This window comes from Duganella sp. GW821-FHT07F09 (assembly GCF_059418705.1).
The window spans coordinates 252,355-271,597 of sequence record NZ_JBWKQJ010000005.1; the positions used below are offsets into that span (position 1 = coordinate 252,355).

Consider the following 19,243-nt stretch of genomic DNA (forward strand, 5'->3'; position numbering starts at 1 on the left):
ATTTAGCTGACAAGTTTGCTGTAACGATTTGTAGTAATATCTTCACTCCGGCCTAGCTGCTTCACAAGGAAATAGAATGACTGGTTTTAACCGTAATCCGGCGCTGGACACTGAAATGCTCGGCCTGGTGCCGATGGTGGTCGAACAAAGCGGTCGCGGCGAGCGTTCGTACGATATCTACTCGCGCCTGCTCAAGGAACGCATCATCTTCATGGTCGGTCCCGTCAACGACCAGATGGCGAACCTGGTGGTCGCCCAGCTGTTGTTCCTGGAAAGCGAAAATCCGGACAAGGATATCTCGCTGTACATCAATTCCCCCGGCGGTTCGGTCTCGGCCGGTCTGGCGATCTTCGACACGATGCAGTTCATCAAGCCCGACGTATCGACGTTGTGCACCGGCATGGCCGCCTCGATGGGCGCCTTCCTGCTGGCCGCCGGCGCCAAGGGCAAGCGCTTCTCGCTGCCGAACTCGCGCATCATGATTCACCAGCCTTCGGGCGGTTCGCAAGGCATGGCGTCCGACATCGAGATCCAGGCCAAGGAAATCTTGTATCTGCGTCATCGTCTGAACGCCATCATGGCCGAACGCACCGGCCAAACCGTCGAGCAGATCGCCAAAGACACCGATCGTGACCGTTTCATGTCGGCGGAAGAGGCTGTAGAGTACGGATTGATCGACAAAATGTTGTCCAACCGGGCTTGATGCTTTCATCGCAGCGTTGCTGCGCAGTATTGCTGTAAAACGCGCCCGGGCGATCAATCGTTCGGGCGTTTCGTTTTTATTTCGGGTAGCATGTAGTGGTAGGCGGACTTTTCCGGAACGCCACGCACGCTGCAACAGCAAAGCCATTCTGTAACTCAAAGAAAACTGCCCCATGTCAGACAAAAAATCCTCCAGCGGCGAAAAATTACTGTACTGCTCGTTTTGCGGCAAGAGCCAGCACGAGGTAAAAAAACTCATCGCCGGCCCGTCGGTCTTCATCTGCGACGAGTGCATCGACCTGTGCAACGACATCATCCGCGACGAGACATCGGCCATCGAATCCGTCGCCGGCGCCAAGTCGGACCTGCCAACCCCGCATGAAATCAAGGACTTGCTGGACCAGTACGTCATCGGCCAGCAAACCGCCAAGCGCATCCTGTCGGTCGCCGTGTACAACCACTACAAGCGTCTGAAGCACCTGGGCAAGAAAGACGACATCGAACTGGCCAAGAGCAACATCTTGCTGGTCGGTCCTACCGGCTCGGGCAAGACCCTGCTGGCGCAGACCCTGGCGCGCATGTTGAACGTGCCGTTCGTCATCGCCGACGCCACCACCTTGACCGAAGCGGGCTATGTGGGCGAGGATGTTGAGAATATCATCCAGAAACTGTTGCAGAGCTGCAACTACGATGTTGAGAAAGCTCAACGCGGCATCGTCTATATCGATGAGATCGACAAGATCTCGCGCAAGTCCGACAACCCGTCCATCACGCGCGACGTGTCGGGCGAGGGCGTGCAGCAGGCGCTGTTGAAACTGATCGAGGGCACGATGGCGTCGGTGCCGCCACAAGGCGGGCGCAAGCATCCTAACCAGGACTTCGTGCAGATCGACACCACCAACATCATGTTCATCTGCGGCGGCGCGTTCGACGGCCTGGCCAAGGTCATCGCCAACCGGTCGGAAAAGTCGGGCATCGGCTTCTCGGCCAGCGTCAAGAGCAAGAAGGAGCGCAACGCCAGCGAAGTGCTGATGGAAGCGGAACCGGAAGATCTGATCAAGTTCGGCCTGATCCCCGAGCTGGTCGGCCGTCTGCCGGTCGTCGCCACCCTGTCCGAGCTGACGGAAGAGGCGCTGATCCAGATCCTGATCGAGCCGAAGAACGCGCTGGTCAAACAGTACTCGAAGCTGCTGGACATGGAAGGCGCCGAGCTGGAGATCCGTCCGGCCGCGCTGCACGCCATCGCCAAGAAAGCGCTGGCCCGCAAGACCGGCGCGCGCGGCCTGCGTTCGATCCTGGAGCACGCTTTGCTGGACACGATGTACGAGTTGCCCAATGAAACCAATGTCACCAAAGTGGTTATCGATGAAAATACGATCACCAGCGGCGCCAAACCTTTATTGATATACCAGGACCAGGCCAAAGCCTCTGGTGAGAATTAAATAACTTGTGCACACTTGCCCCACGCCGACGCAAAATTCATTTCGCATCCGTGAGGCAAGGCGGTACAATTTAAATCAATAAAAGAGCAGGCTTCATTCGAAAAGCCACACGTGACAGCCGCTGTCGCGCGTGGCTTTTTTATTGGATGGTTCTTTTAGAATGGCTGGCTTCTTTGAAAAGACTCTTTTTTAAGGGAATTATTTCTTGTAGTCGGTCTTGTGATTCGGCATGTCAGCGCCCACATCATAATCACGCTTTCACATAAGGTACGCCATGACAACTTCCAAATTAACAGAGCAAACTCAACTGCCGTTATTGCCGCTGCGGGACGTTGTAGTTTTCCCGCATATGGTGATACCACTGTTCGTAGGTCGACCAAAGTCGATCAAGGCGCTGGAAGCCGCAATGGAGCAGGGCAAGAGCATCATGCTTGCCGCGCAAAAAGCGGCCGCCAAGGACGAACCTTCTGCCACCGATATCTACGAGATCGGCTGCGTGGCCAATATTCTGCAAATGCTGAAGCTGCCCGACGGCACCGTGAAGGTGCTGGTCGAGGGCTCGCAGCGCGCGCGCATCAACCGTATCACGGATTCGCCGACGCACTTCGTGGCCGACCTGACGCCGCTCGATTCCGAGCTGGGCGACGATTCGGAAATCGAAGCCATGCGCCGTGCGATCGTTCAGCAGTTCGACCAGTACGTCAAGCTGAACAAAAAGATCCCGCCTGAAATCCTCGCTTCGCTGTCGGGCATCGACGACGCCGGCCGCCTGGCCGACACCGTCGCCGCGCACCTGCCGCTGAAGCTCGAGCAGAAACAGGTGATCCTGGAAATCTTCAGCGTCGCCAAGCGCCTGGAGCATCTGCTGGGCCAGCTGGAAGGCGAACTCGACATTTTGCAGGTCGAGAAGCGCATCCGTGGCCGCGTCAAGCGCCAGATGGAAAAGTCGCAGCGCGAGTACTACCTGAACGAGCAAGTCAAAGCCATCCAGAAGGAACTGGGCGAGGGCGAGGACGGCGCCGACCTGGACGAACTGGAGAAGAAGGTCGCGCTGGCCAAGATGCCGAAAGAGGCATTGGACAAGGCCACCGCCGAACTGAAAAAGCTGAAACTGATGTCGCCGATGTCGGCCGAGGCCACCGTCGTGCGCAACTACATCGATACCCTGGTCAGCTTGCCGTGGAAGAAAAAGTCCAAGGTCAACAACGACCTGTCGAACGCCGAGAAAGTGCTCGAGGGCGACCACTACGGCCTGGACAAGGTTAAAGAACGCATCCTGGAATATCTTGCAGTCCAACAGCGCGTCGACAAGCTGAAAGCGCCGATCCTGTGCTTCGTCGGTCCTCCTGGCGTGGGTAAAACCTCGCTGGGCCAGTCGATCGCCCGCGCCACGAACCGCAAGTTCGTGCGCATGGCGCTCGGCGGCGTGCGCGACGAGGCCGAGATCCGCGGCCACCGCCGCACCTACATCGGCTCGATGCCGGGCAAGGTGCTGCAGTCGCTGGCCAAGGTCGGCGTGCGCAATCCGCTGTTCCTGCTGGACGAGATCGACAAGATGGGCGCGGACTTCCGCGGCGATCCGTCGTCGGCCCTGCTCGAGGTGCTGGACCCTGAACAGAACCACACGTTCTCGGACCACTACATCGAGGTCGACTTCGATCTGTCCGACGTGATGTTCGTGGCGACGTCGAACTCGTACAACATCCCGCCGGCGCTGCTGGACCGCATGGAAGTCATCCGCCTGTCCGGTTACACGGAAGACGAGAAGACCAGCATCGCCCAGCGCTACCTGCTGCCGAAACAGATCAAGAACAACGGTCTGAAGGAAGACGAGATCGCCGTCAGCGAAGCCGCCTTGCGCGACATCATCCGCTACTACACCCGCGAAGCCGGCGTGCGTTCGCTGGAACGCGAAGTGTCGAAGATCTGCCGCAAGGTCGTCAAGATGCTGCTGCTGAAGAAGTCGGAGAAGAAAGTCGCCGTCACGCCGAAAAACCTGGACAAGTTCCTGGGCGTGCGCCGCTACGACTTCGGCGTGGCCGAGAAGGAAAACCAGATCGGCCAGGTCGTCGGTCTGGCATGGACCGAAGTGGGCGGCGATCTGCTGACCATCGAGGCCGTGCAGATGCCGGGCAAGGGCGGCGTGATACGCACCGGTACTTTGGGCGACGTGATGAAGGAGTCGATCGAAGCGGCCCGCACCGTGGTGCGCAGCCGTGCCAACCGCCTCGGCATCAAGAACGAAGTGTTCGAGAAGAGCGACATCCACATCCACGTGCCGGAAGGCGCGACGCCGAAGGACGGTCCTTCGGCCGGCGCGGCGATGACGGTGGCGATGGTGTCGGTATTCACGGGCATTCCGGTGCGCGCCGACGTGGCCATGACCGGCGAGATCACGCTGCGCGGCGAAGTATTGCCGATCGGCGGCCTCAAAGAGAAACTGCTGGCGGCCCAGCGCGGTGGCATCAAGACCGTGCTGATCCCCGAGCAGAACGTCAAGGACCTGGCCGACATCCCGGACAATGTCAAAAACAAACTGGAAATCGTGCCGGTGCGTTGGATCGACAAAGTACTGGAAATCGCGCTGGAACGCCTGCCCGAACCGCTGACGGAGACCGCGCCGGTGGAAGCGGTGGCCGCGGCCGCCGCCAAAGCCGACGGCCAAACAGAAGTGGTAAAACACTAACTTTTGTTCAGCATTAGTATCCGGTATTGCAAAAACAGGCGCTTTTATAGCGCCTGTTTTTTATTTTGGCCCACTTTTCTACAGTGCAGCGCTTGACACGACACCGGGCTGGCTTGTTTAATACGGCCTGAGATTTTTCTCGGCCAGGACTGCGGTTTTAAATACCGGAGTTTAGCGGCTAAACGATATAACCTTTGTGACGGGGAATTGCTTTGAATAAGACTGAATTGATCGACCATATTGCCACTTCCGCTGACATCTCGAAAGCTGCCGCCGCGCGCGCGCTGGACGCGGTGATCGACGGCGTGACCACGACCCTGCAAAACAACGACAGCGTGACCCTGGTCGGCTTTGGTACCTTCTCCGTGAGCGAACGCGCCGCCCGTACCGGCCGCAATCCGCGCACCAAGGAAGAGATCACCATCGAAGCAGCAAAAGTTCCTAAATTTAAAGCTGGTAAAGCTTTGAAAGATGCTGTAAACTAACGGACTTCGGTGAGCAGCTCATGTAAATGAGTGGCTCACTTAAGGAAAATGCGGCAAAACGGGCGGTTAGCTCAGTTGGTAGAGCGGAGCCCTTACAAGGCTTAGGTCGGGAGTTCGAGCCTCTCACCGCCCACCAGTTTTGCGGCAGTCGTTGTAAAAAGTAGTGCCCAGTGTTTTGTTGGGAGCGGTAGTTCAGTTGGTTAGAATACCGGCCTGTCACGCCGGGGGTCGCGGGTTCGAGTCCCGTCCGCTCCGCCAACAAAATGCGCATTAAGCAGTACCCAAAGGAGCGGTAGTTCAGTTGGTTAGAATACCGGCCTGTCACGCCGGGGGTCGCGGGTTCGAGTCCCGTCCGCTCCGCCAAGAACAAGATACCCCGCAGCTTATAATGAGCTGCGGGGTTTTTCTTTTGCGCGGCCGGTTTATTCGGCCGCCCGACTTGAATATCGCGACGCCGGCTTTATATTAGCCGCAGCATGAGGATATATTAACTTTGTGGTGAATATGCTCATGCCGCCGTTCCGGCGCGAATAGGCGCGGGCGGCGGGGGTGTTGCGGCGGGCGGCGGAGGTGCCGTTCTGTCATGATTTACCCTTGCTATAGAGGGTGCCTCACTGTAAAATCCGCCAACCGGAATTGGCGAACGCGAGTTCGCCTTTTTTGTATGTGCAAGTTCCACTCAATCCGAATTGGCTGACCATGTTTGAATTTATTCGTACCCATCAACGCTTGATGCAGATTCTCCTGGCGATCATCATCGTGCCTTCGTTCGCGTTAGTCGGCCTCGAGGGCTACAAAGGCTTCGGCGACGACGCCACCACGATCGCCAAGGTCGCCGGTCAACCGGTGAGCCAGCAAGAGTTCGACAACGCGCTGCGCAACCAGCTCGACAGCTATCGCCAGCGCATGGGCGAGCAGTTCGACCAGAAGATGTTCGACACGCCCGAGTTCCGGCAAAACCTGTTCGACCAGCTGATCGCCGAACGCGCGATCGCCGCCGAAGTGACCCGTTCGAACCTGAGCGTCACCGATGCCCAGCTGCAAAAGGCCATCACCGAACTGTTCGGCGGCCCGGGCACCTTCGACATGGAGCGCTACAAGCAGATCCTGGCCTCCCAGGGCTTGACCCCGGCCATGAACGACGCCCGCATGCGCCGCGACATGGCGCTGCAGCAGCTGGCCGGCTCGGTGCAAAGCACCGGTTTCGCCCCGCGCACCGTCGCCAAGACGCTGTCGGACATCGGCGCGCAGGAACGCGAAGTGCAGGAACTGCTGCTGCCGATCGCCGATTTCGTGCCGCAGGTCAAAGTCACCGACGAAATGGTCAAGGCTTACTACGAAAAGAACGGCAAGTTCTTCGAAGTGCCCGAGCAGGCCAAGATCGAATACGTGGTCCTCAACAGCGACGCCGTGATGAGCCAGATCGCCGTCACCGACGCCGAAGTCGCCACCTACTACAACGCCAACCAGGCCGCCTTCACGACGCCGGAAACGCGCCGCGCCGCGCACGTGCTGATCACCCTGAAGAAGGGCGCCAACGCCGCCGAGACCGCCGCCGCCAAGGCCAAGGCCGACGCCATCGTCGCCGAGCTGCGCAAGAACCCGGCCGACTTCGCCAAGGTCGCCAAGGCCAAGTCGGAAGATCCGGTATCGGCCGAGCAGGGCGGCGATCTGGACATCGTCACCAAGGGCGTGCTGCCGGCGCCTGTCGAGGCGGCCGTCATGAAGCTCAAGCAGGGCGAGATCAGCGACGCCGTGCAATCGGAGTTCGGCTTCCACGTGCTGACCGTCAGCGCGCTGACGCCGGCCGTCGTCAAGCCGCTGGACGCGGTCAAGACCGAAGTGGCCGAGGCGCTGAAAAAACAGAAGGCCGCCAAGAAGTATTCGGAAATGGCCGAGGCGTTCACCAACACCGTCTACGAGCAGTCCGACAGCCTGAAGCCGGTCGCCGACAAGCTGGGCCTGAAGATCGAAAGCGCCGCCAACGTCTCGCGCAATCCATCGCCGATGGCCGGCCCGGCGCCGTACAACAACGCCAAGTTCCTGGCCGCGCTGTTCTCGAACGACTCGATCAGCAGCAAGCGCAACACCGAAGCGGTCGAAGCCGCGCCGAGCACCTTGATCGCCGGCCGCATCGTCGAATTCAAGCCCGCCTCGAAGCGTCCGCTGGCCGAAGTCGACGCCGCGATCCGTCAGCGCGTGACGATGGAAGAAGCCAACAAGCTGGCCACCAAGGCCGGCGCCGACAAACTGGCCGCGTTCAAGAAATCGGGCGACGCCGCCGGCTTCGGCGCGGCCAAGCTGGTCTCGCGTTCCAAGGCCGACGGCATCAACGGCCTGGCCATGCAGGAAGTCATGAAAGCCGACACCAGCAAGCTGCCGGCCTACGTCGGCGTGGACGTGCCGGGCATGGGCTACGGCATCTACCGCATCGGCAAGGTGCAGCAGCCTGCCGAGCAGGACGCCGAGCGCCGCAAGTCGGAAGCCGAGCAGATCAACACCATCGTCGCGCAGCAGGAGATGTACGAATACATCCAGTTGCTGAAGGAACGCGCCAAGGTCAAGATCATCAAGCCGATCCAGACCGCGGCGGTGACCGAAGTAAAGTAAGCCCGGGTTGGCACGACAAAAAAAGCCCCGAACGTCAAAAACGTTCGGGGCTTTTTTATTAGCTAAAACATGAGCTAGCGGGGAGACACGTAGGGCGGATTAGCGCAGCGTAATCGGCCATGGTGGCTCCGCCTGCGACGCCTGCATGGCCGATTACGGCGTGCCGCCTAATCCGCCCTACGTGGATCAGAAGGTATAGCCTACCCGCGCATAATAGTACCCGCCATTGATCCCGATCGGCGAGAACGACGGATACTGCGTCACCGCCGCCGTGTTCAGCGCCGCGCGCGCCGCCGCCACGTACTCCCGATTGACCTTGTCCGGATACTTGTTGAACAGGTTGTTGGCGCCGGCCGACACCGTCACCGCCTTCGTCACCCGGTACGATACCTCCAGATCCGTCGTGAACAAGGTGTCGATCTTGGTCTCGAAGTAGTTGACGTTGTTGAGCGAGCTATACCCCGACGACGGCCCGTAAATCGATTCCCGCAGGTTGACGGTCCAGTCTCCCTTCTTCCACAGCCCGCCCAGGTTGACGCGCACCTTCGGCGACGAGTTCTCCAGCGAGGCGATGGCCGACTGGTCGAGCAGGCGCTGCGGCAGCAACTGCGACGGCGCCTGGTTGACCTTGGTCACCGTGACCTTGTTGTAGTTGGCCGCCGCCGACCAGTCCACCCGGCCCAGGTCGCCGAAATTGCTGCCGTACGACAGCACCGCTTCGATCCCCTTGTTGCGCGTGTTGGCCGCGTTGGAGAACACGCTGATGCCGGTGCGCGTGACGGTCGGGTCGAGGATGTTGCCGTTGGCGCGGATGGCCGCCACCACCGCCGGCGAATTGACCGTGTTGCCCGAGCCGAACAAGGTGCCGCTGCCGACAATGCGGTCGTGGATGCTGATGCTGTAGGCGTCCACCGTCACCGTCGCCTTCGGCACCGGATGGAACACCATGCCCAGGCTGTAGTTCTGCGACTTCTCCGGTTTCAGGCCGTTGATGCCGACCAGCGCGGCGGCCGGCGAGTTCGGCGCCAGTTGCACCGAAGCCTGCGTCGGCGAGACGTTGGTGGCCGAGTAGTACTGCTCGGCCATGGTCGGCGCGCGGAAGCCGTTGCTGACCGTGCCGCGCAGCGCGAACGCCGGCGTGAAGTCGTAGCGGGCCGTGAACTTGCCCACGCGCGCGCTGCCGAAGTCGCTGTAGTCCTCGAAGCGGGCGGCGACGTCGATCTTCAGGTTGGCGACCGGCGAGCCGGCGACGTCGACGTAGACCGATTTGTTGTTGCGGTCGTGTTTACCGGCGTCGGTCAGCGAGAAGCCCGGATACGATTGCGAGCCTTCCTTGTAGCGCGAGGCGGGGTCGCCGGCGCCGATCTCGTAGCCGTCGCGGCGATACTCGACGCCGCCGGCCACCGACAGCGGCGAGGCCCAGCCGACGGCGAACTCGCGGTTCACCTCCAGCGACGTGGTCCACTGGGTGGCGGTGAACGTGCCGGCGTGGAACAAGGTCGGCGAGGCGCCGGTGTCGTTGAACAGCGAGATGTTGCCGGAGTTCTTGACGCCGATCTTGGCCTCGTCCTTGCCGTAGGTGCTGCTCAGGTCCCAGTTCCAGCCGGCCAGCTCGCCCTTCGCGCCGCCGGTGAAGCCGTAGTCGGTCTCGTCCAGGGTCTGCTTCGGGTTGAAGCCGTTCGGGTACATGCGCGGAATGCGGTTGGGCACGCGGTAGTTCTGGAACGAGTCGGCCTCCTTCTTGCCGTAGGTGGCGATGGTGTACAGCTCGGTGCCGCCGAGGTCGATGCCGCCGTTCAAGGACAGCAGGTTCAGGTGGTAGGCGGCGTCGCCGGAGATCTTGTTGGCGTACGGGTAGCCGTCGGCCTGCGTCAGGGTCGGCATGGACGCCAGGTTGGCCGGGTTGGTCACGCGCGGGTCGATGTCCGAGCGCATGCTGTGGCCGTGGTACTTGGTCTCGCCGGTCAGGTTCAGGTAGCTGTTGGCGCTCGGCTCGAAGCCGATGTTGAAGCTGGCGTCGCCGGTCTTGCCGCCCTCGTCGAAGTAGCGGCCGGCGGTGCCGGTCAGCGAGCCGCCCGAGCTGTCTTTTTTGAGGATGATGTTGATCACGCCGGCGATCGCGTCGGTGCCGTACTGGGCGGCGGCGCCGTCCTGCAGCACCTCGATGTGGTCGATGGCGGCCACCGGGATGAAGTTCAGGTCGGTCGCGGCGCCGCCTTGGAACGGGCCGGCCAGCACGGCCAGGTTGGAGGTGGTGTGGCGGCGCTTGCCGTTGACCAGCACCAGGGTGTTGTTCGGGCTCAGGCCGCGCAGGCGGGCCGACAGGGTCATGTTGGCGGTGTCGCCGCCGAAGGCCTGGGCGGTGAAGGAGGGCAGGTTTTGCGCCAGCGCCTGGATCAGGTCGGGCTGGCCGGTGCGTTCCAGGGAGCCCGAATCGAGCACCTGGATCGGCGATGCGCTATCGACGGCCTTCAGGCCGCCGCGACGGGTGCCGGTGACGATGACGGCGGAAATGGTGTCGCCGGCCGCCGCCGGAGCTGGTGTCGCGGCGGTTGCCGCCTCGGCGGCGGTGTCGGCGGCCAAGACGTTCGCGGCCGCGCCGGCGGTCAGCGCCAGCAGTACTGCTTGGGTCAACAGGCGTTTTTTCGTGTGCATCGGATGCTTCATTGGTGCCGCTCCTTCAGGTTTTAAAATTTAGGCGCAAGTGTCCCCAGACCCCGTCGCGGGGTTTTCTTTTGGGTTCGTTGTGGGTGTACGCCGGCATGAAACTGGCGTAAGGGACAATTACCTTATCGCAAGATGTGTGCCAAGATAGCAAACTGAAAGCTATGTAAATACTTTAGCGGATTGGACGGAACGGCCGCCCGTGGGGATGATTTTTTGTGCGGAAATCCGCATGCGGCGCTTTGTAACAAAGTTGTTACAAGCGGCGTTTAGGGATGCACTGATTTGGGGTATGCACTACGGTGGGTGGTCGCCGGATGAGTCCCGGCTACGGATACATGGCGGATTACGCTGCGCTAATCCGCCCTACGTGTCTCCTCGTCGAATCGGGGTTCGTGGCCTGCTTCCACCATCGCCAACGCCTGACCACGGAGACACGTAGGGCGGATTAGGCGGAACGCCGTAATCCGCCATCGTTGAGCCGTCGACGACGCGTTATTTTGCCGTGGCGATCAGATTCGCCGCCGCCTTGTCGAACGCGGCTGTGTCGATATCGTCAAGCTCCAGTACCGTGGCCGCGCCGAATTTGACGAAGTTGCGGTCGATCGAGCGCAGGTAGGCCGGGTCGTAATGCCGTTCAAGCAATTCCTCGACCAGCGGCGCCATCTGCCCGCCGTCGGACATCGATTGCCAGCGGGTGATCGTCTCGCGCCCGTGCAGCGCCGTCAGATGCTCCAGCTGTTCGTTCAGCGACGCCGGGCTGACCAGAAAATGCCGGTAATCCTCCATCAGCAAGCGCACGCGGTTGGCGCGCGACAACGTCAGAGAAATACAGTCCGAGGCCCGCATCGACTCCATCAGCGCCGTCGGCACGCGCAGGTTGCCGACCTTCTTGCTCTCCGACTCGACAAACACCGGCAGCGCCGGGTCGAAGCGGCGCACGGTATCCCAGATGCTGGTTTCGAAGGCCTTCTGGCTGGGCTGCGGCAGGCTGGGCAGGTTGCCCAGCACCGAGCCCCGGTGCGCGGCCAGCTGTTCCAGATCCAGCACTTGCGCGCCATGCGCGTGCAGCACCTCCAGCAAACGGCTCTTGCCGCTGCCCGTCGTGCCGCACACGACCTTGAAGCGCAGCGGCGGCGCCACCTCCAGCGCGGCGTTGACGTGCGCGCGGAAGGCCTTGTAGCCGCCGTCGAGCTGCGCCACCGGCCAGCCGACCTTGGCCAGGATGTGCGCCATCGAGCCGCTGCGGTTGCCGCCGCGCCAGCAATAGACCAGCGGCCGCCATTCGCGCGGCTTGTCGAGCCACAGCCGCTCCAGGTGGTTGGCGATATTGGCCGCCACCAGCGCCGCGCCGACCTTCTTGGCCTCGAAGGAATTGATCTGCTTGTACATGGTGCCGACGCGGATGCGCTGCTCGTCGTCGAGCACCGGCGCGTTGATGGCGCCGGGCAAGTGGTCGAGCGCGTATTCGGACGGGCTGCGCGCGTCGATGATGGCGTCGAAGCCGTTCAACTGCCGCAACACGTCGTCGATGCCGAGAATTTCCGGATACTTCATTTTGCCTTGATGGTTTTTTGCAGCACGGGCCAGATATTGGCCAGGATGGTGGGGTGGGCCTGGGCCAGCGGGTGCAGGCGGTCGGGCTGGAACAACTGGGTCTTGTCGGCGACGCCGTCGAGCATGAACGGCACCAGCGGCGCCTTGAATTCCTTGCTCAAAGCACCATACATGGCGAAGAATTGCTCCGAGTAGTCGCGCCCGTAGTTGGGCGGGATGCGCATGCCGACCAGCATGACCCTGGCGCCGGCCTTGGTGGCCGCCTCGTTCATGGCGCGCAGGTTGGCCTCGGCGGCCTTGACCGGCAGCCCGCGCAGGCCGTCGTTGGCGCCCAGCTCGATGACGACCAGCGCCGGTTTGTACTTGGCCAGTAGCGCCGGCAAGCGGGTGCGGCCGCCGCTGGTGGTCTCGCCGCTGACGCTGGCGTTGACCAGCACCGCGTCGATCTTCTCGTCCTTGAGTTTTTTCTCGGCCAGCGCCACCCAGCCGGCGCCGCGCGCCAGGCCGTATTCGGCCGACAGGCTGTCCCCGAGCACAAGCACGGTTTTTGGTGCAGAATAGGCGCTCGCCGCTGCCGACAACATGAGCAGGGCGGCCAGTGCGTGTACACTTAGTTTCTTCGATAAATCTGTTGCCAACTTACTCAATACATTTCGCATGCCCGATTTCCCTAAAGCGTCTTCCAATTTCATTCCGGATGGTCCCGGCGGTGGTTATAACACGGCGAGCACAGCGAGCACGGCGGCCGCCGCGGAGCCGGTTTCCCGGCCCGATGGCGCCGCCGCCATCGCCGTCAGCGGCCTGGCCAAGCGGGTTGCCGATGCCAGTGGCGAACTGACGATTTTGCACGAGGTGGATTTTACCGTGCAAAAAGCCGAGACGCTTGCCATTGTGGGCGCTTCCGGATCGGGCAAGTCCACTTTGCTCGGTTTGCTGGCCGGTCTGGACACGCCGAGCGCCGGCAAGGTGGTGCTCGATGGCGTGGACATCTACGCGCTCGACGAGGACGGCCGCGCCGCGCTGCGCAAGGAAAAGCTGGGCTTCGTGTTCCAGTCGTTCCAGTTGCTGGCGCATTTGACGGCGGTCGAAAATGTCATGTTGCCATTGGAATTGAGCGGCGCCACCCATGCGCGCGAGAAGGCCGAGGCGATGCTGGACCGGGTCGGGCTGTCCAGCCGCTTGAAGCACTATCCCAAATATCTGTCCGGCGGCGAGCAGCAGCGGGTGGCGCTGGCGCGCGCCTTCGTCACCGAGCCGCCGCTGTTGTTCGCCGACGAGCCGACCGGCAGCCTGGACGCGGCCACCGGCGAATCGGTCATCAAGCTGATGTTCGAATTGAACCGCCAGCACGGTTCGACCCTGGTGTTGGTCACCCACGACCAGTCGATGGCGGCGCGTTGCGGCCGCACCATCACCATCGCCGCCGGCCGGTTGGTATAAGCAAACGGCGTTGGCGGCGCTTGGCGGATTACGGCGTGCCGCCTAATCCGCCCTACGTGTAACACGTGGCTTCAGGCGCCTGGGTGCCGAATCGGGAGCAGCTCCAGAAACACGTAGGGCGGATTAGCGTAGCGTAATCCGCCATCTACGAGCCGCCGACACCTTTACCGTCCGTGATGCTGCACCATCCGGTTCAGCGCCACACGGATCGCCGGTATCAACTCGCCGGCGGTCAAGCCGATCGGCCCGGCGCCGTCGGCCACCAGCACATCGGCCGCCATGCCGTGCAGCCACACGGCGCCCAGCGCCGCCTCCCACTGCGGCCAGCCTTGCGCCATCAGGCTGCCGCATAAGCCGGCCAGCACATCGCCGGTACCGGCCGTCGCCAGCGCCGGATTACCGGTGGTATTGACGACCACCGCGCCGGTGGGCGCCGCGACCACCGTCCCCGAACCCTTCAACACCACCACAGCGTTCAACGCCGCCGCCAGCTTGCGCGCCGCCAGCACCCGGTCCGCCTGCACCTCGCCAACCGAACACTCCAGCAAGCGCGCCGCCTCCAGCGGATGCGGCGTCAGCACCGCCGGCTGCTTGCGCCCGGCCAGTGCCTCGCGCAGCGCCGGCGTGGCCGCGATCAGATTGAGCGCGTCCGCGTCCGCCAGCAGGGCGCCGTCGCAAGCGATGGCGCGCGCCAGCAGCCCGGCCGCCGCCGACGACGCCCCCAGCCCCGGCCCGGTCACCAGGGTCGCCGTCTCCAGATCGAAATCCCCGGCGCCACGGCACATCAGCTCCGGCTGGCCGGCGTCGCAGGCCAGCGGTTCGTCGACGAACAGCGCGTAGACCCGGCCGGCGCCGCCGTGCAGCGCGGCGCGCGCGGCCAGCAACGGCGCGCCGGCCATGCCGTGCGCGCCGCCGATCACCGCCACGTTGCCGTAGCTGCCCTTGTGCGAACTGTGCTGGCGCGGCCGCAGATGGCGCGAGAACAATTTGACGTCGTTCACATGCATGCTGGCCGGCGGGAACAGGGCGGCGTCGATGTCCAGCCGCGAGACGTCCACCAGGCCGGCGTGGTCGCGGCCTTCGCAGGTGTGCAGCCCCGGCTTGTCGCCGATGAAGGTGATCGTGTGCGTGGCGCGCACGGCCACGCCGTCCGGCCCGACGATGGCGCCGGTGTCGGCGTCCAGGCCGCTGGGCACGTCCAGCGCCAGCACCTGGCACTTGAGCAGGTTGACCGCCTCCACCAGCGCCCGCATCGCGCCGTTCAATGGCCGCTTCAGGCCGATGCCGAACAGGCCGTCGACCACCAGGTTCCAGTCGGCGCCGGCCACCAGCGCCCCGGCGCCGCCGGCATCGGCGTAACTATCGGTATCGGTAGCGGCGACATCGGCGAACGACACGTCGCTGACGCGCGCGCGCTGCAGCGCCGTCTGGCGCTCGGCCGAGGGCTCGCCGGTGGGCGGGTAATGCAGCACCGTGACGTTGGCGCCGGCGTAGGCCAGATGCGCGGCCGCCTCCAGCGCGTCGCCGCCGTTGTTGCCGGGACCGGCGAGCACCAGCACCCTGGCGTGGTTGGTGGAGAACGGCAGCATGTCGAGCGCCGCGTTGGCGCCGGACTGGCCGGCGCGCTGCATCAGCGCGCCGTCCGGGAGGACCGCGGCGGCGGCGTGTTCGATGGCGCGGATTTCGGCGACGGAGTAGAGTCTGTTCATGGTGCCATCTTAGCATCTATATTTGTTTCGGCACGGTAGGAACGCGCTTCCGCGCGCGCGCGCCACACACTACAATAGGCGCTTCACTTGGCGTTTTGAGGTAGGCATGGATTGGCAATTCTGGATCGACCGCGGCGGCACGTTCACCGATATCGTGGCGCGTCCGCCCGACGGCCACTTGCGCACGTTGAAGCTGTTGTCCGACAATCCGGAACTGTACCGGGACGCCGCCATCGCCGGCATCCGCCAGATGATGGGCGTCGCCAAAGGCAAACCCATCCCCGTGGCGCAGATCGACGCCGTCAAGATGGGCACCACGGTGGCCACCAACGCGCTGCTCGAGCGCAAGGGCGAGCCCACCGCGCTGGCCATCACGCGCGGCTTCGGCGACGCGCTGCGCATCGCCTACCAGAACCGTCCGCGCCTGTTCGACCGCCACATCGTGCTGCCGGAGCTGCTGTATCAACACGTGATCGAGATCGACGAACGGATCGGCGCCCACGGCGACATCGTCACCGCGCTCGATCTCGACGCCGCCCGCGCCGGCCTGCGGGCCGCCTACGACCAGGGCCTGCGCTCGCTGGCGATCGTCTTCATGCACGGCTACCGTTACCACGAGCACGAGCAGCGGGTGGCCGAGGCGGCGCGCGAGATCGGCTTTACGCAGGTGTCGGTGTCGCACCAGGCCAGCCCGATGATGAAGCTGGTCGCGCGCGGCGACACCACCGTCGTCGATGCCTATCTGTCGCCCATCCTGCGCCGCTATGTCGACCAGGTGGCCGACGAGATGCCGGGCGTGAACCTGCAGTTCATGCAGTCGAGCGGCGGCCTGACGGACGCGCGCGCCTTCCAGGGCAAGGACAGCATCCTCAGCGGCCCGGCCGGCGGCATCGTCGGCATGGTCCGCGCCAGCAAGCTGGCCGGCTTCGACAAGGTGATCGGCTTCGACATGGGCGGCACCTCGACCGACGTGTCGCATTACTCCGGCGAGTTCGAGCGCGTGTTCGAGACCCAGGTGGCCGGCGTGCGCATGCGCGCGCCGATGATGAGCATCCACACGGTGGCCGCCGGCGGCGGTTCGATCCTGCATTTCGACGGCAGCCGCTACCGCGTCGGCCCGGACAGCGCCGGCGCCAATCCCGGCCCGGCCAGCTACCGGCGCGGCGGGCCGCTGGCCGTCACCGACTGCAACGTCATGCTCGGCAAGATCCAGCCGCAGCATTTTCCGCATTTGTTCGGCGGCGACGGCCGCCAGGCGCTCGACGCCGAGACCGTGCGGGCCGGCTTCCGCGAACTGGCGGCCCATATCGCCGCCGCCACCGGCGTGGAGACGACCGCCGAGCAGGTCGCCGAGGGCTATATCGACATCGCCGTCGGCAACATGGCCAACGCGATCAAGCAGATCTCGGTGCAGCGCGGCCACGACGTGACCGATTACACGCTCACCAGCTTCGGCGGCGCCGGCGGGCAGCACGCCTGCCTGGTGGCCGACGCGCTGGGCATGAAGACGGTGTTCGTGCACTCGCTGGCCGGCGTGATGTCGGCCTACGGCATGGGGCTGGCCGACCAGACCGCGATGCGCGAGGCCGCCGTCGAGGCGCGCCTGACGGAGCAGCTGCAACCCGAGCTGGTCGAGCGCCTCGACGCGCTGGGCGAGCTGGCCTGCGAAGACCTGTACGACCAGGGCGTGGCCGACGACCGCATCGCGCTGATACGGCGCGTGCACCTGCGCTACGAGGGCACCGATTCGGCGCTGATCGTGCTGTTCGATACCCCCCACGGCATGAAGTCCCAGTTCGAGGCCGCCTACCGCAAGCGCTATTCCTTCCTGATGGAGGCCAAGGCGCTGATCGTCGAGGCGGTGTCGGTGGAGGCGGTCGGCAAGTCCGACGCGCCGGTCGAGAACGTCGAGCCGGCGCCGCGCCGCGTCTCCGGCCTGATGCCCGACGCCGTCGTGCCGATGTACTCGGGCGGTCGTTGGCGCCAGACCAGCCTGTACCACCGTTCGGCCACGCGCATCGGCGACATCGTCAAGGGCCCGGCCATCATCGCCGAGGCCAACGCCACCACCATCGTCGAGCCGGGTTGGCAGGCCGAGGTGTCGCCGCACGACCACCTGGTGCTGCGGCGCGTGGCCGCGCTGCCGGAGCGGCGCGCCATCGGCACCAGCGCCGATCCGGTGATGCTGGAGATCTTCAACAACCTGTTCATGTCGATCGCCGAGCAGATGGGGCTGCGGCTGCAGAACACCGCGTACTCGGTCAACATCAAGGAGCGGCTCGACTTCAGCTGCGCCATCTTCGACGCCGACGGCAACCTGATCGCCAACGCGCCGCACATGCCGGTGCACCTGGGCTCGATGGGCGAGAGCATCAAGACCGTCATGCGCGAGAACGCCGGCACGATGCGCGCCGGCGACGTCTACATGCTCAACGATCCGTACAACGGCGGCACCCATTTGCCCGACGTCACCGTGATCTCGCCGGTGTTCGACGAGGCGGCCGAACGCATCCTGTTCTACGTCGGCTCGCGCGGCCACCACGCCGACATCGGCGGCACCACGCCGGGCTCGATGCCGCCGGATTCGCGGATCATCGAGGAGGAGGGCGTGTTGATCAACAATTTCAAATTGGTCGACGGCGCCGACGGCGGCCGCCTGCGCGACGCCGAAACGCGCGCCCTGCTGGCCGGGGCGCGCTATCCGGCGCGCAATCCGGACCAGAACATGGCCGACCTGCGCGCGCAGGTGGCCGCCAATCAAAAGGGCGTCGACGAGCTGCGCAAGATGGTCGCGCACTTCGGCCTGGACGTGGTGCAGGCCTACATGGGCCACGTGCAGGACAACGCCGAGGAAGCCGTGCGCCGGGTGATCGGTTCGCTCAATGACGGCGCCTACACCTTGCGGCTCGACAACGGCGCGCAAATCCAGGTGGCGGTGCGGGTCGACCGGGCCAGCCGTGGCGCGGAGATCGATTTCACCGGCACCTCGGCGCAGCTGGACAACAACTTCAACGCGCCGTCGGCGGTGTGCATGGCGGCGGTGCTGTACGTGTTCCGCACCCTGGTCAACGACGAGATTCCGCTCAACGCCGGCTGCCTCAAGCCGCTGAAGGTGATCATCCCGCCGGGCTCCATGCTCAATCCGCACTATCCGGCGTCTGTCGTCTCGGGCAATGTCGAGACCTCGACCTGCATCACCAACGCGCTGTACGGCGCGCTGGGCGTGATGGCGGCGGCGCAGGGCACGATGAATAATTTCACGTTCGGCAACGCCAAATACCAGTATTACGAAACCATCAGCGGCGGCTCCGGCGCCGGGCCGGGCTTCGACGGCACCAGCGTGGTGCAAACCAATATGACCAACTCGCGGCTGACCGATCCCGAGATACTGGAGTTCCGCTTCCCGGTGCGCCTGGACAGCTACGAGATCCGCCAGGGCAGCGGCGGCGCCGGACGCTGGCGCGGCGGCGACGGTGGCGCGCGCAGGGTGCGTTTCCTGGAGCCGATGACGGCTGCCATCCTGTCGAACAACCGCATCCACGCGCCGTTCGGCATGGCCGGCGGCGAAGCGGGCGCGCTCGGGCGCAACACGGTGCTGCGCGCCGACGGCGGCGTCGAGCAGCTGGGCCATATCGGCAAGGTCGACATGCAGGCGGGCGACGTGTTCGTCATCGAAACGCCGGGCGGCGGCGGCTACGGCGAACCTGACCACTAAAGCAAACTTTCGTCTAAACCATGCATGGCCGATTACGGCGTTCCGCCTAATCCGCCCTACGTGATTCAGATGACATCAGCGCCGCCGGGAGCGTGGCCGGCGATACCTCGGGGCGCGCCAGGCGATACCGTCCATTCGGCGCTTGTTGAATGGATGGCCGCTCAGTACAGTTGGCTTTTCTCCAAAGACGAGACAACCATGCGTACGCTATTCAGACTCCTGCGCGGACACGG

The 19,243-nt window shown here is 63.8% G+C and carries 11 protein-coding genes and 3 tRNA genes; 10 read left to right on the forward strand and 4 right to left on the reverse strand.

The genetic code is table 11. From position 1 onward, the window contains the following. Positions 1-76 precede the first annotated feature (76 nt). The 8 genes from clpP to AC07P1_RS15535 all read left to right on the forward strand — a co-directional run bounded on the left by clpP (position 77) and on the right by AC07P1_RS15535 (position 7,925). The gene (gene clpP, locus AC07P1_RS15500) at positions 77-703 is read left to right on the forward strand and encodes an ATP-dependent Clp endopeptidase proteolytic subunit ClpP (RefSeq protein ID WP_315219061.1); all 627 of its coding nucleotides are present in this window, start codon (positions 77-79) and stop codon (positions 701-703) included. Positions 704-875: 172 nt separating this feature from the next. Then, positions 876-2,144 carry an ATP-dependent Clp protease ATP-binding subunit ClpX gene (clpX, locus tag AC07P1_RS15505; RefSeq protein WP_315219060.1) on the forward strand — a complete coding sequence of 423 codons (1,269 nt, stop codon included), beginning with the start codon at positions 876-878 and terminating at the stop codon, positions 2,142-2,144. 274 nt (positions 2,145-2,418) lie between these two features. After that, the gene (gene lon / locus AC07P1_RS15510) at positions 2,419-4,830 is read left to right on the forward strand and encodes an endopeptidase La (protein ID WP_315219059.1); all 2,412 of its coding nucleotides are present in this window, start codon (positions 2,419-2,421) and stop codon (positions 4,828-4,830) included. 212 nt (positions 4,831-5,042) lie between these two features. Further along, positions 5,043-5,315: an HU family DNA-binding protein gene (locus tag AC07P1_RS15515; RefSeq protein WP_090319067.1), complete on the forward strand. Its 273-nt coding sequence runs from the start codon at positions 5,043-5,045 to the stop codon at positions 5,313-5,315. A gap of 60 nt (positions 5,316-5,375) precedes the next feature. Next, a tRNA-Val gene (locus AC07P1_RS15520) sits at positions 5,376-5,451 on the forward strand. 45 nt (positions 5,452-5,496) lie between these two features. After that, positions 5,497-5,573 (forward strand) — tRNA-Asp (locus tag AC07P1_RS15525). A 28-nt stretch (positions 5,574-5,601) separates the two neighbouring features. After that, a tRNA-Asp gene (locus AC07P1_RS15530) sits at positions 5,602-5,678 on the forward strand. A 336-nt stretch (positions 5,679-6,014) separates the two neighbouring features. Further along, positions 6,015-7,925, forward strand: coding sequence for a SurA N-terminal domain-containing protein (locus AC07P1_RS15535; protein ID WP_494696660.1), 1,911 nt, complete (start codon positions 6,015-6,017; stop codon positions 7,923-7,925). Between the two features lie 186 nt (positions 7,926-8,111). Here AC07P1_RS15535 and AC07P1_RS15540 read toward each other — a convergent pair whose 3' ends face one another. The 3 genes from AC07P1_RS15540 to AC07P1_RS15550 all read right to left on the reverse strand — a co-directional run bounded on the left by AC07P1_RS15540 (position 8,112) and on the right by AC07P1_RS15550 (position 12,805). Further along, positions 8,112-10,580: a TonB-dependent receptor plug domain-containing protein gene (locus tag AC07P1_RS15540; protein ID WP_494696661.1), complete on the reverse strand. Its 2,469-nt coding sequence runs from the start codon at positions 10,578-10,580 to the stop codon at positions 8,112-8,114. Positions 10,581-11,084: 504 nt separating this feature from the next. Continuing rightward, positions 11,085-12,146, reverse strand: a complete 1,062-nt coding sequence (gene mnmH, locus AC07P1_RS15545) for a tRNA 2-selenouridine(34) synthase MnmH (protein ID WP_494696662.1) — start codon at positions 12,144-12,146, stop codon at positions 11,085-11,087. Continuing rightward, positions 12,143-12,805, reverse strand: coding sequence for an arylesterase (locus AC07P1_RS15550; protein ID WP_494696663.1), 663 nt, complete (start codon positions 12,803-12,805; stop codon positions 12,143-12,145). The genes mnmH and AC07P1_RS15550 overlap by 4 nt, the downstream gene beginning before the upstream one ends. Before the next feature lie 31 nt (positions 12,806-12,836). Between AC07P1_RS15550 and AC07P1_RS15555 the strand changes: the two genes are divergently transcribed. Beyond that, a complete protein-coding gene (locus tag AC07P1_RS15555) occupies positions 12,837-13,586 on the forward strand; it encodes an ABC transporter ATP-binding protein (RefSeq protein WP_494696857.1) in 750 nt (249 codons plus the stop codon). A 164-nt stretch (positions 13,587-13,750) separates the two neighbouring features. Here AC07P1_RS15555 and AC07P1_RS15560 read toward each other — a convergent pair whose 3' ends face one another. Continuing rightward, positions 13,751-15,295 carry an NAD(P)H-hydrate dehydratase gene (locus tag AC07P1_RS15560; RefSeq protein WP_494696664.1) on the reverse strand — a complete coding sequence of 515 codons (1,545 nt, stop codon included), beginning with the start codon at positions 15,293-15,295 and terminating at the stop codon, positions 13,751-13,753. Between the two features lie 106 nt (positions 15,296-15,401). Here AC07P1_RS15560 and AC07P1_RS15565 point away from each other — a divergent pair, with 106 nt between their 5' ends. After that, on the forward strand, positions 15,402-19,010 hold the full coding sequence (locus tag AC07P1_RS15565; protein ID WP_494696665.1) for a hydantoinase B/oxoprolinase family protein: 3,609 nt from the start codon (positions 15,402-15,404) through the stop codon (positions 19,008-19,010). Positions 19,011-19,243: the final 233 nt, after the last annotated feature.

Bases quoted from the DNA above. Each gene is read 5' to 3' on its own strand.
- AC07P1_RS15550 (WP_494696663.1), bottom strand. From the start codon at position 12,805: ATGCGAAATGTATTGAGTAAGTTGGCAACAGATTTATCGAAGAAACTA.
- AC07P1_RS15560 (WP_494696664.1), bottom strand. From the start codon at position 15,295: ATGAACAGACTCTACTCCGTCGCCGAAATCCGCGCCATCGAACACGCC.
- clpX (WP_315219060.1), top strand. From the start codon at position 876: ATGTCAGACAAAAAATCCTCCAGCGGCGAAAAATTACTGTACTGCTCG.
- clpP (WP_315219061.1), top strand. From the start codon at position 77: ATGACTGGTTTTAACCGTAATCCGGCGCTGGACACTGAAATGCTCGGC.
- AC07P1_RS15535 (WP_494696660.1), top strand. From the start codon at position 6,015: ATGTTTGAATTTATTCGTACCCATCAACGCTTGATGCAGATTCTCCTG.
- mnmH (WP_494696662.1), bottom strand. From the start codon at position 12,146: ATGAAGTATCCGGAAATTCTCGGCATCGACGACGTGTTGCGGCAGTTG.
- AC07P1_RS15565 (WP_494696665.1), top strand. From the start codon at position 15,402: ATGGATTGGCAATTCTGGATCGACCGCGGCGGCACGTTCACCGATATC.
- AC07P1_RS15540 (WP_494696661.1), bottom strand. From the start codon at position 10,580: ATGCACACGAAAAAACGCCTGTTGACCCAAGCAGTACTGCTGGCGCTG.
- lon (WP_315219059.1), top strand. From the start codon at position 2,419: ATGACAACTTCCAAATTAACAGAGCAAACTCAACTGCCGTTATTGCCG.